Here is a 19,888-nt window from a genome sequence, read left to right as displayed (position 1 = left end):
GTATTGGCAGGGCTATGAAAACGACTTTCGGCAGGGTTGAAAATGAGAAGAAACCTATAGGTTGGGCGTTTAACCTATAGGTTTAGATGTGAGTGAGGTCACTCAGCTTTTGGGCTATTTTTTCGGTAGGTCAGGGAAACTTTCCGGCCTGTCTGGCAGTTCAATGCCCCTTTGCGGTAGTTGCCCACCCCGTCCTCAACGTGGATGAAATCAGCGATCGGTTTGTTGATTTCCAGCTTGTTCATTTTGGCCGAGCGCAAGGCCGCAATATCTGCCACAGGCACGGATTTCGCATCCGACAAATACTTCGCATCATTCATCGAATTGACCGCGCACAGGTACCATGTCGGGGACTGGGTGGTGATGGTTTTCGGCACCTCCTGCCCTCGCTGGAATACCGTGGTGACGATGCCGCCATACTGACGGGCACCGCGCAACAGCTCCCCGGTTTTCCCCTTCAGGGTGCCCGCCGTGGGCGAGCAGGACGCCAGTTCTTCAATGCAGATTTCAAGGGAGGCTTTGCGGCCATCCAGCACCGACCACACCGCCGCCGAGAAGAATTCCAGCTCCTCAAACACTAAGTCCGCCGGGATGTAGGCAATCTTAAATGCGCGGTGGCACTGACGGGCTTTGACCAGTGCCTTGAGGAAATCCGCTTTCGAGTGGTAGCCCCGCACCTGCTGGCCCTGAAAGGGTTTTCCGGCGTAATTCTCATAGGGGTCAAAGAACACCGCCTGCGCCTTGGCGGTGATGAATTTCCCGTGCTTGACCAGTGAGGTTTTTCCGCTACCCGTGCCGCCGATAATGACCCGGTGCAACGGGTCAAGATGGGTGTTCGAGTTCTTAGGCCGCGGCAAGTTCAGGATCGGCTTTTTCGCCATCGTCCACCTCCTGCTGTTCCTGCGCTGCGGCCAGTTGGGCGCGCTTCTCCGCCCGAAGCCCTTTCACCTGACGGGCCGTGACGCCGCCCAGACCGACCACGGCCACCAAGAAGAGGATTTCTTCTTTGTACTGGCCGAGCCAGTTCAGCCACGTTGCCCCGTGTTTCTGCATCAAAGGCCCGGCGGCTTTGAGCACCTTGCCCTTGGCCTTCTCGTCGTATTCAAAGTCCATGCCGATGGCAAAGCTGATCGCCTGCTCAGACAGGACAAAACCCAAGTCCAGCAAATCAACCGCCGCTTCTGCCGCGTCGTCATCGTTGGCGGCGTCCTGCGCCACGTCATCCGGCTCCGGGGTTTCCTGTGATTCAAGCTGCTGAATCGCCGCGCCCCAGTCCGACCAATCATCCACTGTGGGCTGCTCTTCCGGGAGATCGAACATCTCAGTTTGTTGCAAGTTTTCCGCTGTCGCTGTCATCTTTCTTTCCTTTACTCAGACCAATCAAAATCATTACCAGTACAAATAACCCGATGAACCACGGATACAGGGTTTTCCAGTGGATTTTCGGGGTGTTTTTCTCAGGCTCCATTAACGCTGGAAACCCGTCATCACTGGTTTGGGAAACGCTCACGGGGAGCGTTTCGTGAACAGTTTGAACCGAAGCCGGAACGGTTTCCCTGACTGTTTCAATGGGTGTTTCCCCCAGTTCCTGAACCGTTTCCACTTTGTGCTTTTCAATGTATTCATGCATGGCACTGCTGTTTGTACTGTTCCCGCACCGGGGGCAGCGATAATAGAGCTTGCCGATGTTGCGGGGGTTCTTCGGCGGCTCGCCGGATTCCATCAGGCGGTGCTCCCCGGTCATGTGAACCGTGCAGACCTCGCCACAGTCCGGCACGGTGCAGCGGATATAGCCGCGGGTCGGGTTCTTACTCATCTTCGCCCCCGGCCATTTGTGCCAAGCGGGCTTGCACTTCGGCCCGATAGCCAGCACGAGCTTTCGCGCTGATCCCGTCGAGCATTTCCAGCTTTTCGAAGAAATCACCCGGCAGGCCGATCGCCTCCAAGCTCAGGGAGCCGCCGCTGAACATCACGGCAGAGACCTTTTTCACCAGCACTTTCATATCCAGTGCCTTGAGCTTTTCTATCTCCGCTTTCACCTCCACTGACAGGGCTTCAGCGGTCTCAATGGCTTTTTCTGCGTGGCGTAGCTGCTCGGCGGTCATGGTTTGAATCATCACAGTTCTCCTCTGGTCATCACGATTCGGTTGTTTGCCAGCTTGAGCTGGCAGTCTTTATCAATTGGCACTTTGGCCCCGGCCAACAGGGGATTTATCAGGCACTGCACCCCGGCAAGGCTCCATCCGGTCACCCGTTGAAGGTGCTCTCCGAGCTGGGAGTTACAGTTATTTTCAGTGCTCCAAGGGGAGCCGCTCCGCGACTCTAAAAGCGCCCCCAACTCAGACTTTTTCACTAATCGGTAAGTCTCGCTGCAGGTCGCAATAAAGGTGCTCACCCCTTCAGAGAACCAGTGAAAGCCGATGGCTTTCTTCACGGTTTCGCCGTACTGGTTTTGTTTTTCTTCATAGGCCAGCCGGGCATCGGTGGCGAGCTGGCAAAACAGCGACCACTTGGAGGAATCCGCCGCCTGTCGCAGGGCTTCGAGTTTGGGATCAATGCGGGTTTGTTCTTCAGTAGCCCGGCGCAGATGACGCCACAGGGACACAGGTTCGCCGCCGAACTGCTGGAACTGGCGGATACGGTGCACGGACGCCCACGCCCGAACCCGAAACGCGCTTTCTTCGGCTTCGGTTTCCGGCATGTGCTGACCGTTGATGTTTTTGGAAACGTACTTCGCGATGTACGCCGTCGCGCCGCCCTTGACCGGGTCAGCTTCCTTGACGTCAAAGCGCGGGGAAATATCCTGTCCCAGCTCGTCCCGGTCTTCAGCGGTTGCGACGCCGGAAATGATGTTAATCAGGGTGTCTTTGTCTTTCGGATGGCAGAACAGGAAGTAATGGCCGTGACTGGTGCCGTCCTTGTGCGGCTCTGCCACGCGAAAGCCGAAGTAGTGAATATCTTCTTTGGCAATCAGGGCACGGGCCTGCGCCCACTGCTGCATCAGGTTACCGTGGCCTTCTTTGACGCTCGCGCCGTTCCACTTCTTCGAGTTGCGGTGATATCTGCTTGGCAGCGTCCATGTCAGGAACAACGCCGTATAACCTAAATCCAGCGCCAGCTCTTCAAAGCCGCGGGAGCGCACCATCATTTCAATCCGGCGGTTTTCCGGGTTGGCCGTGGTGCGTTTGATCACTTCTTCAAGGTCGAAGTGCTCCCCGGTGGCCTCGTTGTAAACGACGGTGTTCTGGATGAACCGCTCCGCTTCACGCTGCTTGTTCTTCCAGTTCTGGAACGACGGATAGGAAATGTATTTCGACTGGTGCCCCTTGTCGCCAACGCGCTCAAGGGCAATCTGTGCGTACTCGATGTACTGGGAACGCAGGTGCATCAGGCGGCGCTCAATCCATTCTTCAGACTGCATTTTCAGCACTGAAGCCGTGAGTTCTTGCTCGGCCCGTTCTTCTTCCATCTTGTCGCCCGGCATGACTGGCGGGTTGACGGAAATGGCGCGAAGGTTCTCAGCCAAGACTGAATAGATGTGCTTCATGGCAGACAGAAAGCTGTCAAAAACCTGCGGGTCAATGTCCTGCATTGCCTGCATATTCTCATCAGCGACCAGACGGGCCAGCTTACGCACCGCCTCATCTTTCATCAGGATGTGGTGGGTCAGGCGCTCGGACTTGACCCGGTTGCGGAAGTCCACAAAGGAAAACTTGTCTTCAATGAAGGGCGCGACTTTCAGACCGAACTTGACCGCCTCATCGGCGAAGCGGTCGAGATTGTCACGGGTAGCCCCGCCGCGCTGCTGGCGGCTGGCTATTTTGGTGCGGATATCCTGACGGACGATTTGCGGAAGTCGCTTTAAGAAATGACGAGTAAAAACAGTACCGTGTTGCATTACTCTTGAACCTCATAACAGCCGGACGGCGTACATTTGTAATTCAGCGGGCGGGGTGTGTAGGTGCGCTTTCGTATCCCGTGCTTTTCCCGCAATTTTCCCAGCAGGAACCGGGCACGCTGGCGTTTCTTCGGGTCAGGATTGACCATCCCAGCCATGTCGGGGCAAGGGGCGTGAATCGGATCCATGACTACCCTCCTTAAATTGCTGACTTCCAATCTTGATATTGTTCAGCCTGCTCTAAAGCCAATAACTCAAGCGCTCTCATGTTGATGAAGTTCAAGCCTCGTTCGTGTCTTTCACGCTTCAATAAAGGCAACATGCCCCGTTTTATCTGGCCGCGAACAGCATCAAGGGTCTGCCCGGTTATCTCTGCATACATCTGAGGGGTAACAAATGGCGCAGAATGTTGACGGATGTTGTTTTCTGATTTCATTTTTTCACCTATCATTGACCTTTATTGCCAATAAAGTCACTTTGTTTTCCTTAGTTGCCATTCATAATAGATCTTAAGGAAAACAGAAGTCAACAAAAAAGGATTGTGAATTATGCGTGAGTGGTTTTTGTCAACAGAACTAGTTGAGATAGAAGGCATGCCAAGCAGCCGACAAGGAGTAAGCGTAAAGGCAAATAGAAACAACTGGTTAAAAAGAAAAGCTCAGGGTAAAGGTAGCGCGGTGGAGTACCATATCTCTAACTTTCATGAGAATGCGCAAAAAACTTTAATTGACTTGCATGGTTCAGAGTATGAAAAAAACCACTTACCGGAAACAATAAACAGCCTAAGGAAAACAGGTGACAAGTACAGAGAGCTTGAGTACAAGAAGCCTTCACTTTTTGATTCAAAAGAACCCAACGCTTCAGCAATTTTTGAAGCTTTACCTGTTCATGAAGCAGACACCATAGACATTCCAGAATTTAACGTACAAGCAGCCGCTGGTGCTGGCTGTCTTAGCAATACAGAGTATCAAACTAGCGTGTTTACTGTATCTACAGCCCTTGTTCGTAGCCTTGGCCTTCTCCCTGAATATTCCGCAATCGTCTTTTGCTCGGGTGAAAGCATGTTGCCGACAATGGACGATGGTGATCGAATTCTTGTTGACACCAGAGAACTAACTGAACCTGTCAAAGACGGGGTCTATGTCATCCGAATTGATGAAATGGTTTATGTGAAACGACTAAAGTGGAACATTTTAAAGCAAAGCTACACCGTAGTATCAGACAACCCGAACTACGAAAGCTTTGAAATGGCAGGTGATGATCTTAAACGCCTTAAAGTCATCGGCCGTGCTGCAATGGTGATGAGGTCTCTATGAGCATCAAAAAAGATGGGGATAAATGGCTGGTCGATATCAGACCAGCCGGGAGGGATGGCAAACGCTTCAGACGGAAATTTGATAAGAAATCCGAAGCATTAGCTTACGAAAAACATATTCTTGCAAAGGCCCATAACAAAGAGTGGCTTGGCCTTCCAGTCGATAACAGAAAGTTATCTGAACTGATTGATATATGGTGGAAAAAATCAGGTCAATTTAAAAGAACTTCTGATAACTACTTAGAAAAGCTTCAGTTAATATGTTCTGAATTAGGTGACCCTACAGCGGACAAAATCGACTTTAAGTTACTTTCCGACTGGGTGCACTTCCGATTTGAAAAAGGAAATAAAGCTTCAACCGTCCGACGCTTGATAAGTACCGTGAGTAATGTGTTCACTGTTCTTATTTCTACTGGAGACTACACAGGCAAACACCCTATCAAAGGCTTTAAACTTCCAAAAATAGTTCCGTGTGAAATGACATTCTTAACTGATAGCCAAATTAATCAGTTGCTTAGTGCAGTGAACCACAATGATGAACTGAGAAAAGTTGTCGAGATATGTTTAGCAACAGGATCAAGATGGCGAGAAACTGTCACGTTAAAAGCAACAAATCTATCCCCGTACCGTATCCGGTTTACTAATACTAAAACAGGAAAACCAAGAACAGTTCCAATCAGTAAAGAACTGTATGAACGCATATATCCTAAAACAGGAAGTGATGTTTTTTCATACGATCCACAGGCAGAACTGTATGACATATTGGATAAGCTTGATTTCGGCTTACCTAAAGGACAAAAAGCACATGTGCTAAGGCATACCTTTGCAAGCCACTTTGTTATGGGAGGCGGTAACATCCTAACTCTACGTGACATTCTCGGTCATGCGAATATATCGCAAACAATGACATACGCACACTTAGCCCCCGATCACCTTCTTGATGCGGTACACCTCAATCCATTAAGCAAAATAGAGAATATGGCGTCCACATAATGTCCACAAACATAGCCTTTTATGGACTTCCACGACAAACAAACCCAACAAAAACCAATCAAAATCAATCTGTTAAACCACAACAGACCATCGTGAACCATATAAAAAAGCGCCCGGAGGCGCCTTGTTGATGTGTAAACTGTCAGTTCTTAAACCGGATGCTTGAAACAGTCACTGATTTGATCACTAATCGCTGACAGCACATCCCGGCGGGTAATAATGCCAACCAGACGCCCGCCCTCAACGACCGGGTAAAGCTTCGGTTTCTGACCGGACATAGTGTCCGCCAGCTCGATGATGCTGGTGTCCGGAGTGACCGTCAGTACCTCCGTTCGCATGACATCACCAACGGTATGAGTATCCTGACAGTGATAACCGACCTTCAACAGTTTCTGAATAAAATCCTGTTCTGACACAAAGCCCACGACTCTTCGATATTCATCAATTACAGGCCCGCCAATCTGCTTGGATGTCAGCATTTTGTCCAAAGCTTTAGACAGTGACATACCAGCTTCGAAAGTGACTGGCCGTGTATTCATGTAATCTCTGACTTTGATAGACTCCATGCATCCCCCTGAATGATTTTCTTAGACTCGCAGGCAGGACGTTCACTTACTTCTTATCCCTGCGCCGATAACTTAAGTGTCGTCGATCTCAGCAAAATGTCTAAATCGAAACATTCTATTTTATGCATTGCTGTTGCCGATGAATCGGTCTTAAGAAAGAAGCAGGCTCATGAACATGGTCAATGGCAACTGGTCACCATTCCCCAGAATCACCTTGTCACCTTCCAGTTTGAGCGACAGATAAGCTCTGTCTTCTTTCAGGGTGAGCACACCACTCTGCACCAGTCGTTCAGTTTGCGCTTCCATGCCTTCAACGGTATTCAACAACACAGACGGAAATTCCAAATAGAATTCACCATCCAGTTTTGAAGAAATTTGCGACAGATTTTGAGAAGCTCTCGCTAAACCGGGCTGTACGGTTAGCCGGACATGCCCGGCAACCGGCCCTTCCGGTGCCTCAATGCTGATGTCCTTCAGATTCACCATCAACCCTTTGGCAATCAGTAAATCCAGCGCCAGTATGACATCCTGAGCTTGCTCCTGCGTGAGCTCCCCGTCCAGATCTTCACCCATGACACTCAGGCGAGTCACTGCGTCATAATTCAGATCCGCCAGCAGCAAATCCACATTGAAATTCTGGTACTGCTTACCGTCCAGACTGAGCAGAGAAGACACACTCAGCTGGTTTCTGTTATTCAGTGTCGTATTGGTGGTTGCCTTCTCTTCGGCCGCTTGCTCACCTTGCATCAATGTATTAACCGAAGACACTTTGATGGTGTCCAGGTCAACAGACTGTTCGGTCAGGTGATTCGTAAACCGCAGCTTATCCAGCTGAAGGTGCTGATCACCAATCCAGAAACCACCATCCCATCGGCCTTGACCGCCGCCCTGCAGGCCAGACACATGCATGCTTTCATCGGTGATTGTTTTCAATTGTGCATCTTTCAGGGCATAGCTGAAATGACCGTTACCGTCAGCAGAGACTTCTCCGGTGAAAGTCCAGGGCTCAGACTTGAAGGTATTGCCTTCCTCATCCTGATAGACGAAAGGATTCAGCGTTAAACTGAGGTCCGTTTTTCGGGTCAGTAATGTGGTTGTCTTGAGTGTCAGTGGTACAGCATCACTTCCCCACCAAGCTGTCACCTGAGGCGCCACGGCGTCATCAACGACCAGCGTACTGTCAGACGACAGACCAAACAAACCATGCCGGATGTCATGGGCAATGTGCCATTCAGTTGGCCAGCCCTGCTCTTCAAACAGATCTTTCCAACTGGATTTGAGCGCAATTTTAGAAATGGCATGCGAACTCAGATAACCGCGATCGTAGCTTTCCGTTGTCACTTCAACATAAGGACTGTCGTACTCTCCGACTGTGTCCTGATAAATACGTTCACCAATCTGACCGACGGCTAATGGCCAGCACAATGCGACAGCCACCGCACCGGCAACCGCACCAACTTTTCCTAACATATCTGTTTCCAATGATTATTTCGGGTTGAATGCAAAGAGTGTATTACAAACCCTATCTTTGCTCTATGGATCAAGGACTTTTATCGCCCTAACGACACGACTATTCTGCTTGTCTTACGCCATTGACTGTGGGAAAGTTGCGGTTGGATCACAATTTTACTTCTCCGGGAGACCATGATGAAAGTCGCCGTGTTCAGTGCAAAAAAGTACGACCAGATTTCATTCAATAAAAGTAACCAGCAATTTAACCTGGACCTCGACTTCTTTGACATTCAGCTGAATCTTCAAACGGTTAAACTGGCCCACGGCTACGATGCCGTCTGTGCTTTTGTGAACGACGATTTGAGTAAACCTGTGATTGAAGCGCTGTCTCTGCTGGGTGTGCGTATCATTGCCATGCGCTGCGCCGGATTTGATAAAGTCGATTTAGATGCAGCCCGAATGTATGGTGTTCAGGTTGTGCGTGTACCGGCCTATTCGCCTCAGGCCATTGCAGAACACACTATCGGCCTGATGCTGAGTCTGAACCGGAAAATTCACCGTGCTTACCAGCGCACCCGGGATGCAAATTTCTCGCTGGATGGCCTGACCGGTTTCAATTTCTACGGTAAAACCGTTGGTGTCATCGGTACCGGCCGGATTGGTATCGCCACCATGCATATCCTGAAAGGACTGGGGATGAACCTTCTGGCCTACGATCCATTCGAGAATCCGGAAGCTTTAAAACTGGGCGCAACCTATACCACGCTTGAAGACATTTACAGCAAAGCAGATGTCATTACCCTTCATTGCCCGATGAGCAAAGAAAACTATCATATGCTGAATGCTGCTTCGTTCGGCAAAATGAAAGATGGTGTCATGATCATCAACACCAGCCGCGGCGAACTGATCAACTCCAAAGATGCGATTGAAGCTCTGAAGAGCCAGAAAATCGGCGCTCTGGGTGTGGATGTTTACGAAAACGAAAAAGATCTGTTCTTCGAAGATAAATCCAATGACGTGATTCAGGATGATGTTTTCCGTCGCCTATCCTCATGCCACAACGTTCTGTTCACCGGACACCAGGCCTTCCTGACCGAAGAAGCACTGGCGAATATTGCCGATACGACGCTCACGAATCTCAGTCGTTTTGCAAATGGAGAACAGTCGGGCAACGAACTTGTACAATAAAAAAATCCTGTATCTGTGCAGGTGATTCCGTTTTTGAAAAGTTTGTCAACGATCACAAATATGTGATTTTTGCTACATTTTTGCTCTATTGTCCCTGGAATACAGCAGTTATGCCCTTGCCAACCTGTTATTGCAGGGACGAGTTGATTAAAATAATCCAATTCATTTTTGTCCTTTGGATCAAGATTCATGCGTAAAACGTTAACCGCTGCTGCACTGATGTTGTCATGCATTTCTGCAGCACAAGCAAATCCAGCAAATACAATGAGCAACTTCAGCTATGACTATACTGAAGTGCGCATTGGTATGAGCCCGCTGACCTATGGTGCAGGCTTCAGCAAGTCTATCCATCCGAATGCTCATTTAACTGGCCACGTAGATTCTGAGTTCGAAAACGACTGGGATATCGCCTTAGGCGTCGGCTTCCATGCTCCTATAAACAACTGGGCAGATCTGACCGGTGAATTGAAAGCGCGCAACATCAAGAACCGTGACCGCTTTGACGAGACCGTTGGTAAAACAGGTATGGAAGTAAACCTGGGCGTACGTCAATGGTTAGGTCCGCAGCTTGAAGTCGGTGCGAAAGTTGGTCACATCAACGTCCACAAAATTGAAGAGACATTTGGTTCCATCTATGGACGTTTCCATGCGACCGAACTGTTCTCTGTTGGTGCAGAAGGCCGTATCAACGATGTCTACGGCGATCAGATCATGCTGACCACGCGCTTCAAATACTAAGAAACACTGTCACCTCTTTTTCAAAAAGACTCAGCCAATGGCTGAGTCTTTTGTTTTAAAGCAAGCGACTTCCTGAGCCGCAGACAAAAAGAAACCCGCCATTTGGCGGGTTTCATCTTCCGTAAGGACTCGCTGATTACCAGCCAGTGACTTCACGCAGTGCTTTACCAATCTCGGCCAGACTCTTCACAGTCTTCACACCCGCGGATTCCAGTGCAGCAAATTTCTCGTCTGCTGTACCCTTACCGCCAGAGATGATAGCGCCCGCATGACCCATACGTTTACCCGGAGGTGCAGTAACACCCGCAATGTAAGAAACAACTGGTTTGGTCACGTTCTCTTTGATGAATGCAGCTGCTTCTTCTTCAGCAGTACCGCCGATTTCACCAATCATCACGATCGCTTCTGTCTCAGGATCCTCCTGGAACAGTTTCAGGATATCAATGAAGTTAGAACCTGGGATTGGATCACCACCGATACCAACACAAGTTGACTGGCCGAAGCCTTCGTCAGTGGTTTGTTTCACAGCTTCATAAGTCAGCGTACCTGAACGGGAAACGATGCCTACTTTACCTTTCTTGTGAATGTGACCCGGCATGATACCGATCTTACATTCATCAGGCGTGATCACACCCGGACAGTTTGGACCGATCATGCGAACGCCAGTTTCTTCCAGCTTCACTTTCACGTCGATCATATCAGTTGTAGGGATACCTTCAGTGATCGTCACGATCAGCTGAATACCTGCATCGATCGCTTCCAGAATTGCATCTTTACAGAAAGGTGCCGGTACATAAATCACAGATGCCGTTGCACCTGTAGCTTCAACGGCTTCACGAACTGTATTAAATACTGGCAGACCCAGGTGAGTTGTACCGCCTTTACCCGGAGATACACCGCCAACCATCTGCGTTCCGTATGCAATTGCCTGCTCAGAGTGGAAAGTACCCTGACCGCCGGTGAAACCCTGACAGATTACTTTGGTGTCTTTGTTAATTAATACAGACATTCTTATTTGCCCTCCGCAGCAGCAACAACTTTCTGAGCTGCATCCGTAAGCGACTCAGCAGCAATGATATCCAGACCAGACTTAGCCAGTACTTCGCGACCCAGGTCAGCGTTAGTACCTTCAAGACGAACAACGACCGGCACGGTCACACCGACTTCTTTCACAGCGCCGATGATACCTTCTGCGATCATGTCGCAACGTACGATACCGCCGAAGATGTTCACCAGAACAGCTTTGACGTTGTCGTCAGACAAGATGATCTTGAATGCTTCTGCGACACGTTCTTTGGTTGCACCGCCACCAACATCCAGGAAGTTTGCTGGTTTACCGCCGTGCAGGTTCACGATGTCCATGGTACCCATGGCCAGACCTGCGCCATTCACCATACAACCAACATTACCGTCGAGAGCGACGTAATTCAGTTCCCATTGTGCAGCGTGGGCTTCACGGGCATCTTCCTGAGAAGGATCATGCATTTCACGCAGTTTTGGCTGACGGTACAGTGCGTTGGAATCGATGTTGATTTTACCGTCCAGACACAACAGGTTACCTTCGCCAGTGATGACCAGCGGGTTGATTTCCAGCAGGGCCAGATCGTACTGAACGAACATTTCGCCCAGACCCATGAAGATTTTGACAAACTGCTTAATCTGGTCGCCTTTCAGGCCCAGTTTGAATGCCAGTTCACGGCCTTGGTAAGCCTGCGGTCCGACCAGCGGATCGATGGCAGCTTTATGAATCAGTTCCGGTGTTTCTTCGGCAACTTTCTCGATTTCAACACCACCTTCAGTGGATGCCATGAAAACGATACGGCGGGTTGCACGGTCGACTACTGCACCCAGGTACAGTTCATTGGCAATGTTCGACGCTTCTTCAACCAGAATCTTAGTGACAGGCTGACCATTCGCATCTGTCTGATAAGTTACCAGGTTTTTACCCAGCCACTTTTGAGCAAATTCTTTAACACCGTCTTTGGTGTCGTGCAGTTCTACGCCGCCCGCTTTACCACGGCCGCCAGCGTGAACCTGACATTTGACAACCCATTTGTTGCCGTTGATTTTACCTGCTGCTTCAGCAGCTTCTTGTGGGGTATCACATGCATAGCCTTCAGGAACTGGCAGGCCATACTCAGCAAACAGTTGTTTTGCCTGATATTCGTGCAGATTCATTATGTTCTATCCGTTCTCTAATCCCTGTGGGACGTGTTATATCCATTGAAATGCTCTTGGGCATTTCTTCTTCAGTCATTCTGGCTTGACTCCGCCACCCATGCGGATGGCGGAGTCAAGCACAGTAATTACACGTCCAGAAGCAGACGTGTTGGGTCTTCAAGAAGCTCTTTAATGGTCACCAGATAGCCTACAGACTCTTTACCATCAATCAGACGGTGGTCGTAAGACAGGGCCAGATACATCATCGGCAGGATTTCAACCTGACCATTTACCGCCATTGGACGATCCTGGATCTTATGCATACCCAGAATTGCAGCCTGTGGCGGGTTGATGATTGGTGTAGACATCAGAGAACCGAATACACCACCGTTTGTGATGGTGAAGTTACCGCCGGTCAGCTCATCAACAGTCAGCTTACCGTCACGGCCTTTGATCGCCAGTTCACGGATGCCCTTCTCGATTTCAGCCAGGCTCAGCTTGTCACAGTCACGCAGAACCGGAGTAACCAGACCACGTGGCGTCGATACTGCAATGCTGACATCGAAGAAGTTGTGGTAAACAACATCATCACCATCAATCGACGCATTCACTTCAGGGAAACGCTTCAGCGCTTCAACGACAGCTTTCACGTAGAAAGACATGAAGCCCAGACGAATACCGTGGCGCTCTTCGAAGATGTCTTTGTACTGCTTACGCAGATCCATGATTGGTTTCATGTTGACTTCGTTGAACGTTGTCAGCATCGCTGTGCTGTTTTTCGCTTCCAGCAGACGCTCGGCGATACGCTTACGCAGACGAGTCATCGGAACACGTTTTTCGCTGCGATGAGCCAGTGGTGCCTCAACCTTCGCTTCAGCAGCTGGTGCAGCAGCAGATGCAGATTTTCCGCCTTTCACAAAAGCTTCAACATCTTCACGGGTAATTCGGCCACCCACGCCAGTACCTTTCACTGCAGAAGCATCAATACCATGCTCACTGATCAGGCGGCGAACCGCTGGGCTCAGGGCATCATTGGTTTCTTCTGTCAGCGACGCGGTTGTACGTTTAGTCGGAGAAGCTTCAGCACTGGCCGGTACATCTTTCGTCGGTTCACCGGCAACAGCACCGGCTTTGATTTTACCCAGCAGCTGCTTGGTCAGTACCGTAGTACCTTCTTCTTCAAAAATCGCTTCCAGGATGCCATCTTCAGGCGCTGGCACTTCCAGTACGACTTTGTCAGTTTCGATATCGACCAGAACTTCGTCACGGCTGACTGCATCACCAGGCTTCTTGTGCCAGGTTGCTACGGTTGCGTCTGCTACTGATTCAGGTAAATCAGGAACCAGAATTTCGATTGTCATCTCAGTTTGTCCTTTTTGTTCCAGCTCTGGGCTTATTGTTCTGTGTTCAGAGCGTCGTCAATCAACGCTTTCTGTTGTTTCAAGTGTACTGACATATAACCAACGGCAGGTGAAGCTGACGCTGGGCGGCCGGCATACTCTAATTGCGCGCCTGCAGGCAGAGCGGCACGGAAGTTATGCTGGCTGCTGTACCAGGCACCCTGGTTTTGCGGCTCTTCCTGACACCATGCGAAGTCAGTCACATGCTGATAATCAGCCAGAGCAGCTTCCACATCCTCTTTCGGGAATGGGTACAGTTGCTCAATTCGGATAATGGCAACATCCGTCTGCTCGCGCTTACGACGTTGTTCCAGCAGATCGTAATACACCTTGCCTGAGCACAGGACAACACGTTTTACTTGTTTCGGATCCAACGCATCAATCTCGCCAATCGCCGGCTGGAAATTACCTTCAGACAAGTCATCCATGGTGGATGTACACAGCGGATGACGCAGCAGCGACTTCGGAGACATCACAATCAGCGGACGACGCATCGGGCGAAGTACCTGACGGCGGATCATGTGATAAACCTGCGCTGGTGTGGAAGGAATCACGACCTGCATGTTCTGCTCAGCACAAAGCTGCAGATAACGTTCCAGACGTGCAGAGGAGTGCTCTGGACCCTGTCCCTCATAACCATGAGGCAGCAACATGGTCAGACCGCACATACGGCCCCACTTCTGCTCACCGGAACTGATGAACTGGTCAATCACAACCTGCGCACCATTGGCGAAATCACCAAACTGTGCTTCCCAGATTGTCAGACCGCCAGGCTCAGCCGTTGCGTAACCATATTCAAAGGCCAGTACAGCTTCTTCCGACAGGACGGAGTCGAAAACCTGGAACGGACCTTGTTTGTCATGGATGTTCGCCAGCGGCATGTAAGTACTGGCATCCGTTTGGTTATGCAGAACCGCATGACGGTGGAAGAAGGTACCTCGGCCAGAATCCTGACCCGTAATACGGATGCGGTGGCCTTCATCAACCAGTGTTGCGTAGGCCAGAGTCTCAGCCATACCCCAGTCGACGTCTTTCTCGCCGGCAACCATTGACTGGCGATCGTTGTACAGTTTCTGTACACGACTATGCAGTTTATGGCTTTCAGGGTACTGGCAAATACGCTGACCCAGTTCATGCAGACGCTGGCTGCCGACTTTATTTGCCCACTCTTTCGTCCAGTCATGACCCAGATATGGAGACCAGTCGACAGAGTGCAGCGTCATCGGACGCCATTCTTTCACCACACATTCACCGCGATCCAGTGCATCACGGTATTCATTCACCAGTGCAGTTGCAGTTTCTGCTTTGATACACGTTTCATCAACCAGTGCATCAGCATAGATCTTACGTGGTGTCGGGTGTTTTTTGATCTTCTGGTACATCAGCGGCTGGGTCGCGTTCGGCTCATCCGCTTCGTTGTGGCCATGACGGCGGTAACAGACCAGATCAATTACAACATCACGCTTGAATTCATTCCGGAAATCCAGCGCCAGACGGGTCACAAATGCAACAGCTTCCGGATCGTCTGCATTGACGTGGAAGATTGGTGACTGAACCATCTTCGCGATATCAGTACAGTACTGAGTTGAGCGGGTGTCATGAGGATTTGAGGTTGTGAAACCAATCTGGTTATTCACCACAATGCGGACCGTACCGCCAACACGGTAGCCGCGTGATTGAGACATGTTGAACGTCTCAGCAACCACACCCTGTCCCGCGATCGCAGAGTCACCATGAATGGTGATTGGCAGAACCATAGAACCGTCTCTGTCTCCCAGGCGGTCCTGACGGGCACGCACAGAACCAACAACCACAGGGTTGACGATTTCCAGGTGAGAAGGGTTAAAGGCCAGAGCCAGGTGTACATCACCGCCTGGTGTTGCAAAGTCTGCAGAGAAACCCTGGTGATATTTCACATCACCGGTCCCCCAGGACTCACCGTGTTTGCCCGCGAACTCATCAAACAGATCCTGTGGCTTTTTACCCAGAACGTTCACCAGCATGTTCAGACGACCACGGTGGGCCATTCCGATGACAACTTCACGCACACCACTGTTACCAGCACTGCGGATCAGTTCTTTCATCATCGGGATCAGCGCGTCACCACCTTCCAGCGAGAAACGTTTGGCACCCGGGAATTTCGCACCCAGATAACGCTCAAGACCTTCAGCGGCAGTCAGTTCGTCCAGGAACGTTAATTTCTCTTCCTGAGTGAAAGTGCCTTGACCAATCACAGATTCCAGACGCTGCTGAATCCAGCGTTTTTCTTCCGTGTCGGTAATGTGCATATACTCAGCACCAATCGAACCACAATAGGTTTTTTTCAGCGCCTCATAGATCTCAGAAAGCTTCATTGTCTCTTTGCCTAAGGCAAACGAACCGACATTGAAGCTTTGATCAAAATCTTCCGCTGTGAGGTTATGGAAAGCAGGAGCCAGGTCCGGAACTCGTTCCTGTTGCCATAATCCCAGCGGGTCCAGGTTTGCATGCTGATGGCCACGGAAACGGTATGCGTTAATCAACTGCAATACCTTCACCTGTTTGGCATCAACATCAGGATCGCTGACGCTAGCACTTAAAAAGGTCGTTTCTTTCGCTAAACGCCGGAAGTAATCACGAACACGTGAATGCGGCTGCTCGACGGCAACACCATTCACAACAGGCAATTCACTAAAAACGTGACGCCATTCTTCGTCAACTAATTCTGGGTCGCTTAGATACAACTCGTAGAGGTCTTCTACATAAGTTGCGTTGGCGCCAGCCAGATGTGAAGACTCGAGCCAAGCCTTCATAACGCCGTTCTGCATTGTTTTCCCTTAACCACTTGTTATCGCCACTTGCACCGGTCGTTCACCGGGCTGAAAAGCCAGCTGAAACTCAGCTGGCATATCGATAATTCTTTTGAATTACACCGCGCGCTTCAGCAGCATCGAACGGATGTTACCAATCGCTTTCGTCGGATTAAGTCCTTTCGGACAAACGCTGACACAGTTCATGATGCTGTGACAACGGAATACACTGAATGCGTCATCCAGATCAGACAAACGCTCTTCAGTCGCCGTATCACGGCTGTCAATCAGCCAGCGGTAAGCTGCCAGAAGACCAGCCGGACCGATGAATTTATCCGGGTTCCACCAGAAAGACGGGCACGATGTCGAGCAGCAAGCACACATGATGCACTCATACAGACCATCCAGATGCGCACGTTCTTCCGGCGATTGCAGGTTTTCCCGTGCTGGCGGATGCTCGCTTTCATTAATCAGGAACGGCTTCACCTTGGCATAGTTGGTATAGAACTGGTCCATATCAATGATCAAGTCACGAATGACAGGCAGACCCGGCAGCGGACGAATGACAATTGTTTTCTTGTCTGTCAGTGCTGACAACGGCGTGATACAAGCCAGTCCGTTCTTACCGTTCATATTGATACCGTCAGAACCACAAACACCTTCACGGCAAGAACGACGGAATGCCAGTGTCGGATCCTGCTCTTTCAGCAGAATCAGCGCATCCAGTACCATCATGTCGGAACCTTCTGGCACTTCCAGCGTGTACCCTTTCATGTGTGGCGCGTTATCTACGTCAGGGTTATAACGGTAAATAGAGAAATTCAGTTTCATGTTGTTTACCTCCCTTAGTATGTCCGCGCTTTCGGCGGGAATGCTTCACGATGAACCGGGGTCATATTTACGTCACGCTTAGACATTTGCTCAGTCTCAGGGTTGTAAATTGAGTGACACAGCCAGTTCGCGTCATCACGCTCAGGGAAGTCGAAACGTGCATGAGCACCACGACTTTCAGTACGGTAATTCGCTGCAACAGCCGTCGCGTAAGCGGTTTCCATCAGGTTATCCAGCTCCAGACACTCGATACGCTGTGTATTGAACTCAGAAGACGTATCATCCAGACGCGCTTCTTTCAGACGCTCACGGATTTCTTTCAGCTGGTTCAGGCCTTCAGCCATTGCTGCACCTTCACGGAAGACCGAGAAGTTGTTTTGCATGCAAGATTGCAGGTCTTTACGGATCTGAACTGGATCTTCACCTTTCTGAGTGTTGTTCCAACGATTCAGACGTGACAGAGAAGCTTCGATGTCAGATTCAGTTGCCGGACGTGCTTCCGCTTGTGCCGCCAGTGTTTCACCCAGGTGCAAACCAGTTGCACGGCCGAAGACCACCAGATCAAGCAAGGAGTTACCACCCAGACGGTTAGCACCGTGTACAGATACCGATGCAATTTCACCACAGGCGAACAGACCCTGAACTTCAACATCCTGGCCGTTTGCATCTTGCTTGATTGCCTGACCGGAAACCTGAGTCGGTACACCGCCCATCATGTAGTGACAGGTTGGAATGACCGGAATCGGCTCTTTCACAGGGTCAACGTGTGCAAAGGTACGGGACAGTTCCAGGATACCCGGCAGACGTGATTCCAGAACATCTTTACCCAGATGATCCAGTTTCAGTTTAATGTGCGGGCCCCATGGACCATCACAACCGCGACCTTCACGGATCTCAACCATCATCGAACGTGCCACCACGTCACGACCCGCCAGATCTTTCGCATTTGGTGCATAACGCTCCATGAAGCGCTCACCGTCTTTATTCAGAAGATAACCACCTTCACCACGACAACCTTCAGTCACCAGAACACCAGCGCCTGCAATACCGGTTGGGTGGAACTGCCACATTTCAATGTCCTGAACAGGAACACCTGCACGCAGTGCCATACCCACGCCATCACCGGTGTTAATATGCGCGTTCGTCGTTGACTGGTAGATACGGCCTGCACCACCAGTTGCCAGAATTGTCGCTTTCGATTTGAAATAACAAATCTCGCCGGTTTCCATGCACAGAGCTGTACAACCCAGGATTGCGCCATCTTGGTTTTTCACCAGATCCAGGGCATACCACTCAGAGAAAATGGTTGTTTTATGCTTAATGTTTTGCTGATACAGCGTATGCAGCAATGCGTGGCCGGTACGGTCAGCCGCTGCAGCTGTGCGTGCAGCCTGCTCGCCGCCGAACTCTTTCGACTGACCACCGAATGGACGCTGATAAATACGGCCATTGTCAAAACGGGAGAAAGGTAATCCCATTTTCTCCAGCTCAATCACAGATTGAGGACCATTCTTACACATGTACTCGATCGCGTTCTGGTCACCGATGTAATCAGAACCTTTCACGGTATCATACATATGCCATTCCCAGTTATCCGGATGGGAGTTACCCAGCGCAACGGTGATACCACCCTGCGCAGATACGGTATGAGAACGGGTTGGGAATACTTTAGAAAGCAGCGCACATTTCAGGCCCTGCTCAGAAATTTGTAGTGCTGCACGCATGCCTGCACCACCAGCACCGATGACTACGGCATCAAACTCTCGAACTGCAATGCTCACTTACACACCCCACAAAATAAAGAAACCAGAAAACAGATAACCAAATAGCACAGCGACAATCGCGAGCAGCAGACCAGCACGCAGCAGCGCAGGTTTAATGTAGTCTGTCAGCACTTGCCACATACCGATCCAACCGTGAATCAACACAGATACCAGAGCCAGCATCGTGAAGACTTTGGTGCTCAGTTGTGAAAAGAACGCCGTCCAGGTTTCATAGTTCAGCTCAGGGCCAAAAGCGAAAAAGCACACCATATAAATGGTGTAAAGAGTGAGGATAATCGCAGTTGCACGAACAAGGATAAAGTCGTGAACACCATTACGTCCGACAGTGGAAACGTTGCTTACCATACCAGGCCTCCTGCAAATACGGCCAGAACCGCCACAATTGCAAAACTGATTTTCGCACTCGTGGTTCCCGATTCAAGCTCTTCAAAATATCCCATGTCCATGATGAGGTGACGTACGCCCAGCACAATGTGGTAGAACAGTGCTGTCAGCACACCCCAAAGGACGAATTTGACGAAGAAGCTGTCGACAATTTCAGCGGCTTCCGCAAATCCCTGAGGAGAAGATAAAGAGAGGTTTAGCAGCCATAGCAGGATGGCAAGGGAAATAAAAGTGATCACGCCCGATACACGGTGCAGGATAGACGAGATCGCTGTCAGCGGAAAGCGAATCGTCTGTAGGTCGAGGTTGACAGGTCTTGTCTTATTAACTTTCACGGTCTTTGCCCACTCAGCTCCATAGAAGCGTTTTATTTTTATAAAACCTCCGGCA

General features: G+C 50.2%; 21 protein-coding genes. 4 read left to right on the top strand and 17 right to left on the bottom strand.

Annotated features, from left to right (window positions below; genetic code table 11):
* Positions 1-98 precede the first annotated feature (98 nt).
* Genes L4174_RS05400 through L4174_RS05370 form a run of 7 tightly spaced genes read right to left on the bottom strand, consistent with a single transcriptional unit; the run spans position 99 to position 4,334 of the window.
* Positions 99-881, bottom strand: coding sequence for a hypothetical protein (locus tag L4174_RS05400; protein ID WP_254589118.1), 783 nt, complete (start codon positions 879-881; stop codon positions 99-101).
* On the bottom strand, positions 844-1,356 hold the full coding sequence (locus L4174_RS05395; protein WP_254589117.1) for a hypothetical protein: 513 nt from the start codon (positions 1,354-1,356) through the stop codon (positions 844-846). Before L4174_RS05395 ends, L4174_RS05400 begins: the two co-directional genes overlap by 38 nt.
* Complete coding sequence (locus L4174_RS05390; RefSeq protein WP_254589116.1) at positions 1,322-1,816, bottom strand: hypothetical protein; 495 nt, start codon at positions 1,814-1,816, stop codon at positions 1,322-1,324. The genes L4174_RS05395 and L4174_RS05390 overlap by 35 nt, the downstream gene beginning before the upstream one ends.
* The gene (locus L4174_RS05385) at positions 1,809-2,117 is read right to left on the bottom strand and encodes a hypothetical protein (RefSeq protein ID WP_254589115.1); all 309 of its coding nucleotides are present in this window, start codon (positions 2,115-2,117) and stop codon (positions 1,809-1,811) included. Before L4174_RS05385 ends, L4174_RS05390 begins: the two co-directional genes overlap by 8 nt.
* Positions 2,117-3,898 carry a replication endonuclease gene (locus L4174_RS05380; RefSeq protein WP_254589114.1) on the bottom strand — a complete coding sequence of 594 codons (1,782 nt, stop codon included), beginning with the start codon at positions 3,896-3,898 and terminating at the stop codon, positions 2,117-2,119. The genes L4174_RS05385 and L4174_RS05380 overlap by 1 nt, the downstream gene beginning before the upstream one ends.
* Positions 3,898-4,086, bottom strand: a complete 189-nt coding sequence (locus L4174_RS05375; RefSeq protein WP_254589102.1) for a hypothetical protein — start codon at positions 4,084-4,086, stop codon at positions 3,898-3,900. Before L4174_RS05375 ends, L4174_RS05380 begins: the two co-directional genes overlap by 1 nt.
* Positions 4,087-4,097: 11 nt before the next feature.
* Positions 4,098-4,334 (bottom strand): hypothetical protein, encoded by a 237-nt coding sequence (locus L4174_RS05370; protein WP_248143831.1) that lies wholly within the window; start codon positions 4,332-4,334, stop codon positions 4,098-4,100.
* A 112-nt stretch (positions 4,335-4,446) separates the two neighbouring features.
* Between L4174_RS05370 and L4174_RS05365 the strand changes: the two genes are divergently transcribed.
* Positions 4,447-5,214, top strand: coding sequence for a S24 family peptidase (locus L4174_RS05365; RefSeq protein WP_248143830.1), 768 nt, complete (start codon positions 4,447-4,449; stop codon positions 5,212-5,214).
* The gene (locus L4174_RS05360; protein ID WP_248143829.1) at positions 5,211-6,206 is read left to right on the top strand and encodes a tyrosine-type recombinase/integrase; all 996 of its coding nucleotides are present in this window, start codon (positions 5,211-5,213) and stop codon (positions 6,204-6,206) included. The genes L4174_RS05365 and L4174_RS05360 overlap by 4 nt, the downstream gene beginning before the upstream one ends.
* A gap of 149 nt (positions 6,207-6,355) precedes the next feature.
* On the opposite strand, the gene L4174_RS05355 is transcribed toward L4174_RS05360, so the two are convergent.
* Positions 6,356-6,772, bottom strand: coding sequence for a CBS domain-containing protein (locus L4174_RS05355; RefSeq protein ID WP_248143828.1), 417 nt, complete (start codon positions 6,770-6,772; stop codon positions 6,356-6,358).
* A gap of 150 nt (positions 6,773-6,922) precedes the next feature.
* Positions 6,923-8,242, bottom strand: a complete 1,320-nt coding sequence (locus L4174_RS05350) for a DUF945 family protein (RefSeq protein ID WP_248143827.1) — start codon at positions 8,240-8,242, stop codon at positions 6,923-6,925.
* Between the two features lie 177 nt (positions 8,243-8,419).
* On the opposite strand from L4174_RS05350, the gene L4174_RS05345 reads away from it, so the two are divergent.
* Both L4174_RS05345 and L4174_RS05340 read left to right on the top strand, forming a co-directional pair.
* Positions 8,420-9,412: a 2-hydroxyacid dehydrogenase gene (locus L4174_RS05345; RefSeq protein ID WP_248143849.1), complete on the top strand. Its 993-nt coding sequence runs from the start codon at positions 8,420-8,422 to the stop codon at positions 9,410-9,412.
* Positions 9,413-9,601: 189 nt separating this feature from the next.
* Complete coding sequence (locus tag L4174_RS05340; RefSeq protein WP_248143826.1) at positions 9,602-10,150, top strand: hypothetical protein; 549 nt, start codon at positions 9,602-9,604, stop codon at positions 10,148-10,150.
* A 136-nt stretch (positions 10,151-10,286) separates the two neighbouring features.
* Here L4174_RS05340 and sucD read toward each other — a convergent pair whose 3' ends face one another.
* From sucD to sdhC, 8 genes are all read right to left on the bottom strand, one after another.
* Complete coding sequence (sucD, locus tag L4174_RS05335) at positions 10,287-11,159, bottom strand: succinate--CoA ligase subunit alpha (protein ID WP_248143825.1); 873 nt, start codon at positions 11,157-11,159, stop codon at positions 10,287-10,289.
* A gap of 2 nt (positions 11,160-11,161) precedes the next feature.
* On the bottom strand, positions 11,162-12,328 hold the full coding sequence (sucC, locus tag L4174_RS05330; protein WP_248143824.1) for an ADP-forming succinate--CoA ligase subunit beta: 1,167 nt from the start codon (positions 12,326-12,328) through the stop codon (positions 11,162-11,164).
* A gap of 128 nt (positions 12,329-12,456) precedes the next feature.
* A complete protein-coding gene (gene odhB / locus L4174_RS05325; protein WP_248143823.1) occupies positions 12,457-13,671 on the bottom strand; it encodes a 2-oxoglutarate dehydrogenase complex dihydrolipoyllysine-residue succinyltransferase in 1,215 nt (404 codons plus the stop codon).
* A gap of 32 nt (positions 13,672-13,703) precedes the next feature.
* Positions 13,704-16,517 (bottom strand): 2-oxoglutarate dehydrogenase E1 component, encoded by a 2,814-nt coding sequence (gene sucA / locus L4174_RS05320; protein ID WP_248143822.1) that lies wholly within the window; start codon positions 16,515-16,517, stop codon positions 13,704-13,706.
* Positions 16,518-16,616: 99 nt separating this feature from the next.
* The gene (locus L4174_RS05315) at positions 16,617-17,330 is read right to left on the bottom strand and encodes a succinate dehydrogenase iron-sulfur subunit (RefSeq protein ID WP_248143821.1); all 714 of its coding nucleotides are present in this window, start codon (positions 17,328-17,330) and stop codon (positions 16,617-16,619) included.
* A 14-nt stretch (positions 17,331-17,344) separates the two neighbouring features.
* A complete protein-coding gene (sdhA, locus tag L4174_RS05310; protein WP_248143820.1) occupies positions 17,345-19,111 on the bottom strand; it encodes a succinate dehydrogenase flavoprotein subunit in 1,767 nt (588 codons plus the stop codon).
* A complete protein-coding gene (gene sdhD, locus L4174_RS05305; RefSeq protein ID WP_248143819.1) occupies positions 19,112-19,459 on the bottom strand; it encodes a succinate dehydrogenase, hydrophobic membrane anchor protein in 348 nt (115 codons plus the stop codon).
* On the bottom strand, positions 19,453-19,833 hold the full coding sequence (sdhC, locus tag L4174_RS05300) for a succinate dehydrogenase cytochrome b556 subunit (protein WP_248143818.1): 381 nt from the start codon (positions 19,831-19,833) through the stop codon (positions 19,453-19,455). Before sdhC ends, sdhD begins: the two co-directional genes overlap by 7 nt.
* Positions 19,834-19,888: the final 55 nt, after the last annotated feature.

Source organism: Photobacterium sp. CCB-ST2H9, assembly GCF_023151555.2.
Classification (GTDB): Bacteria; Pseudomonadota; Gammaproteobacteria; order Enterobacterales; family Vibrionaceae; genus Photobacterium.
Note: the sequence above shows the minus strand (reverse complement) of the source record. Positions and strands in the feature narration are given on the sequence as shown.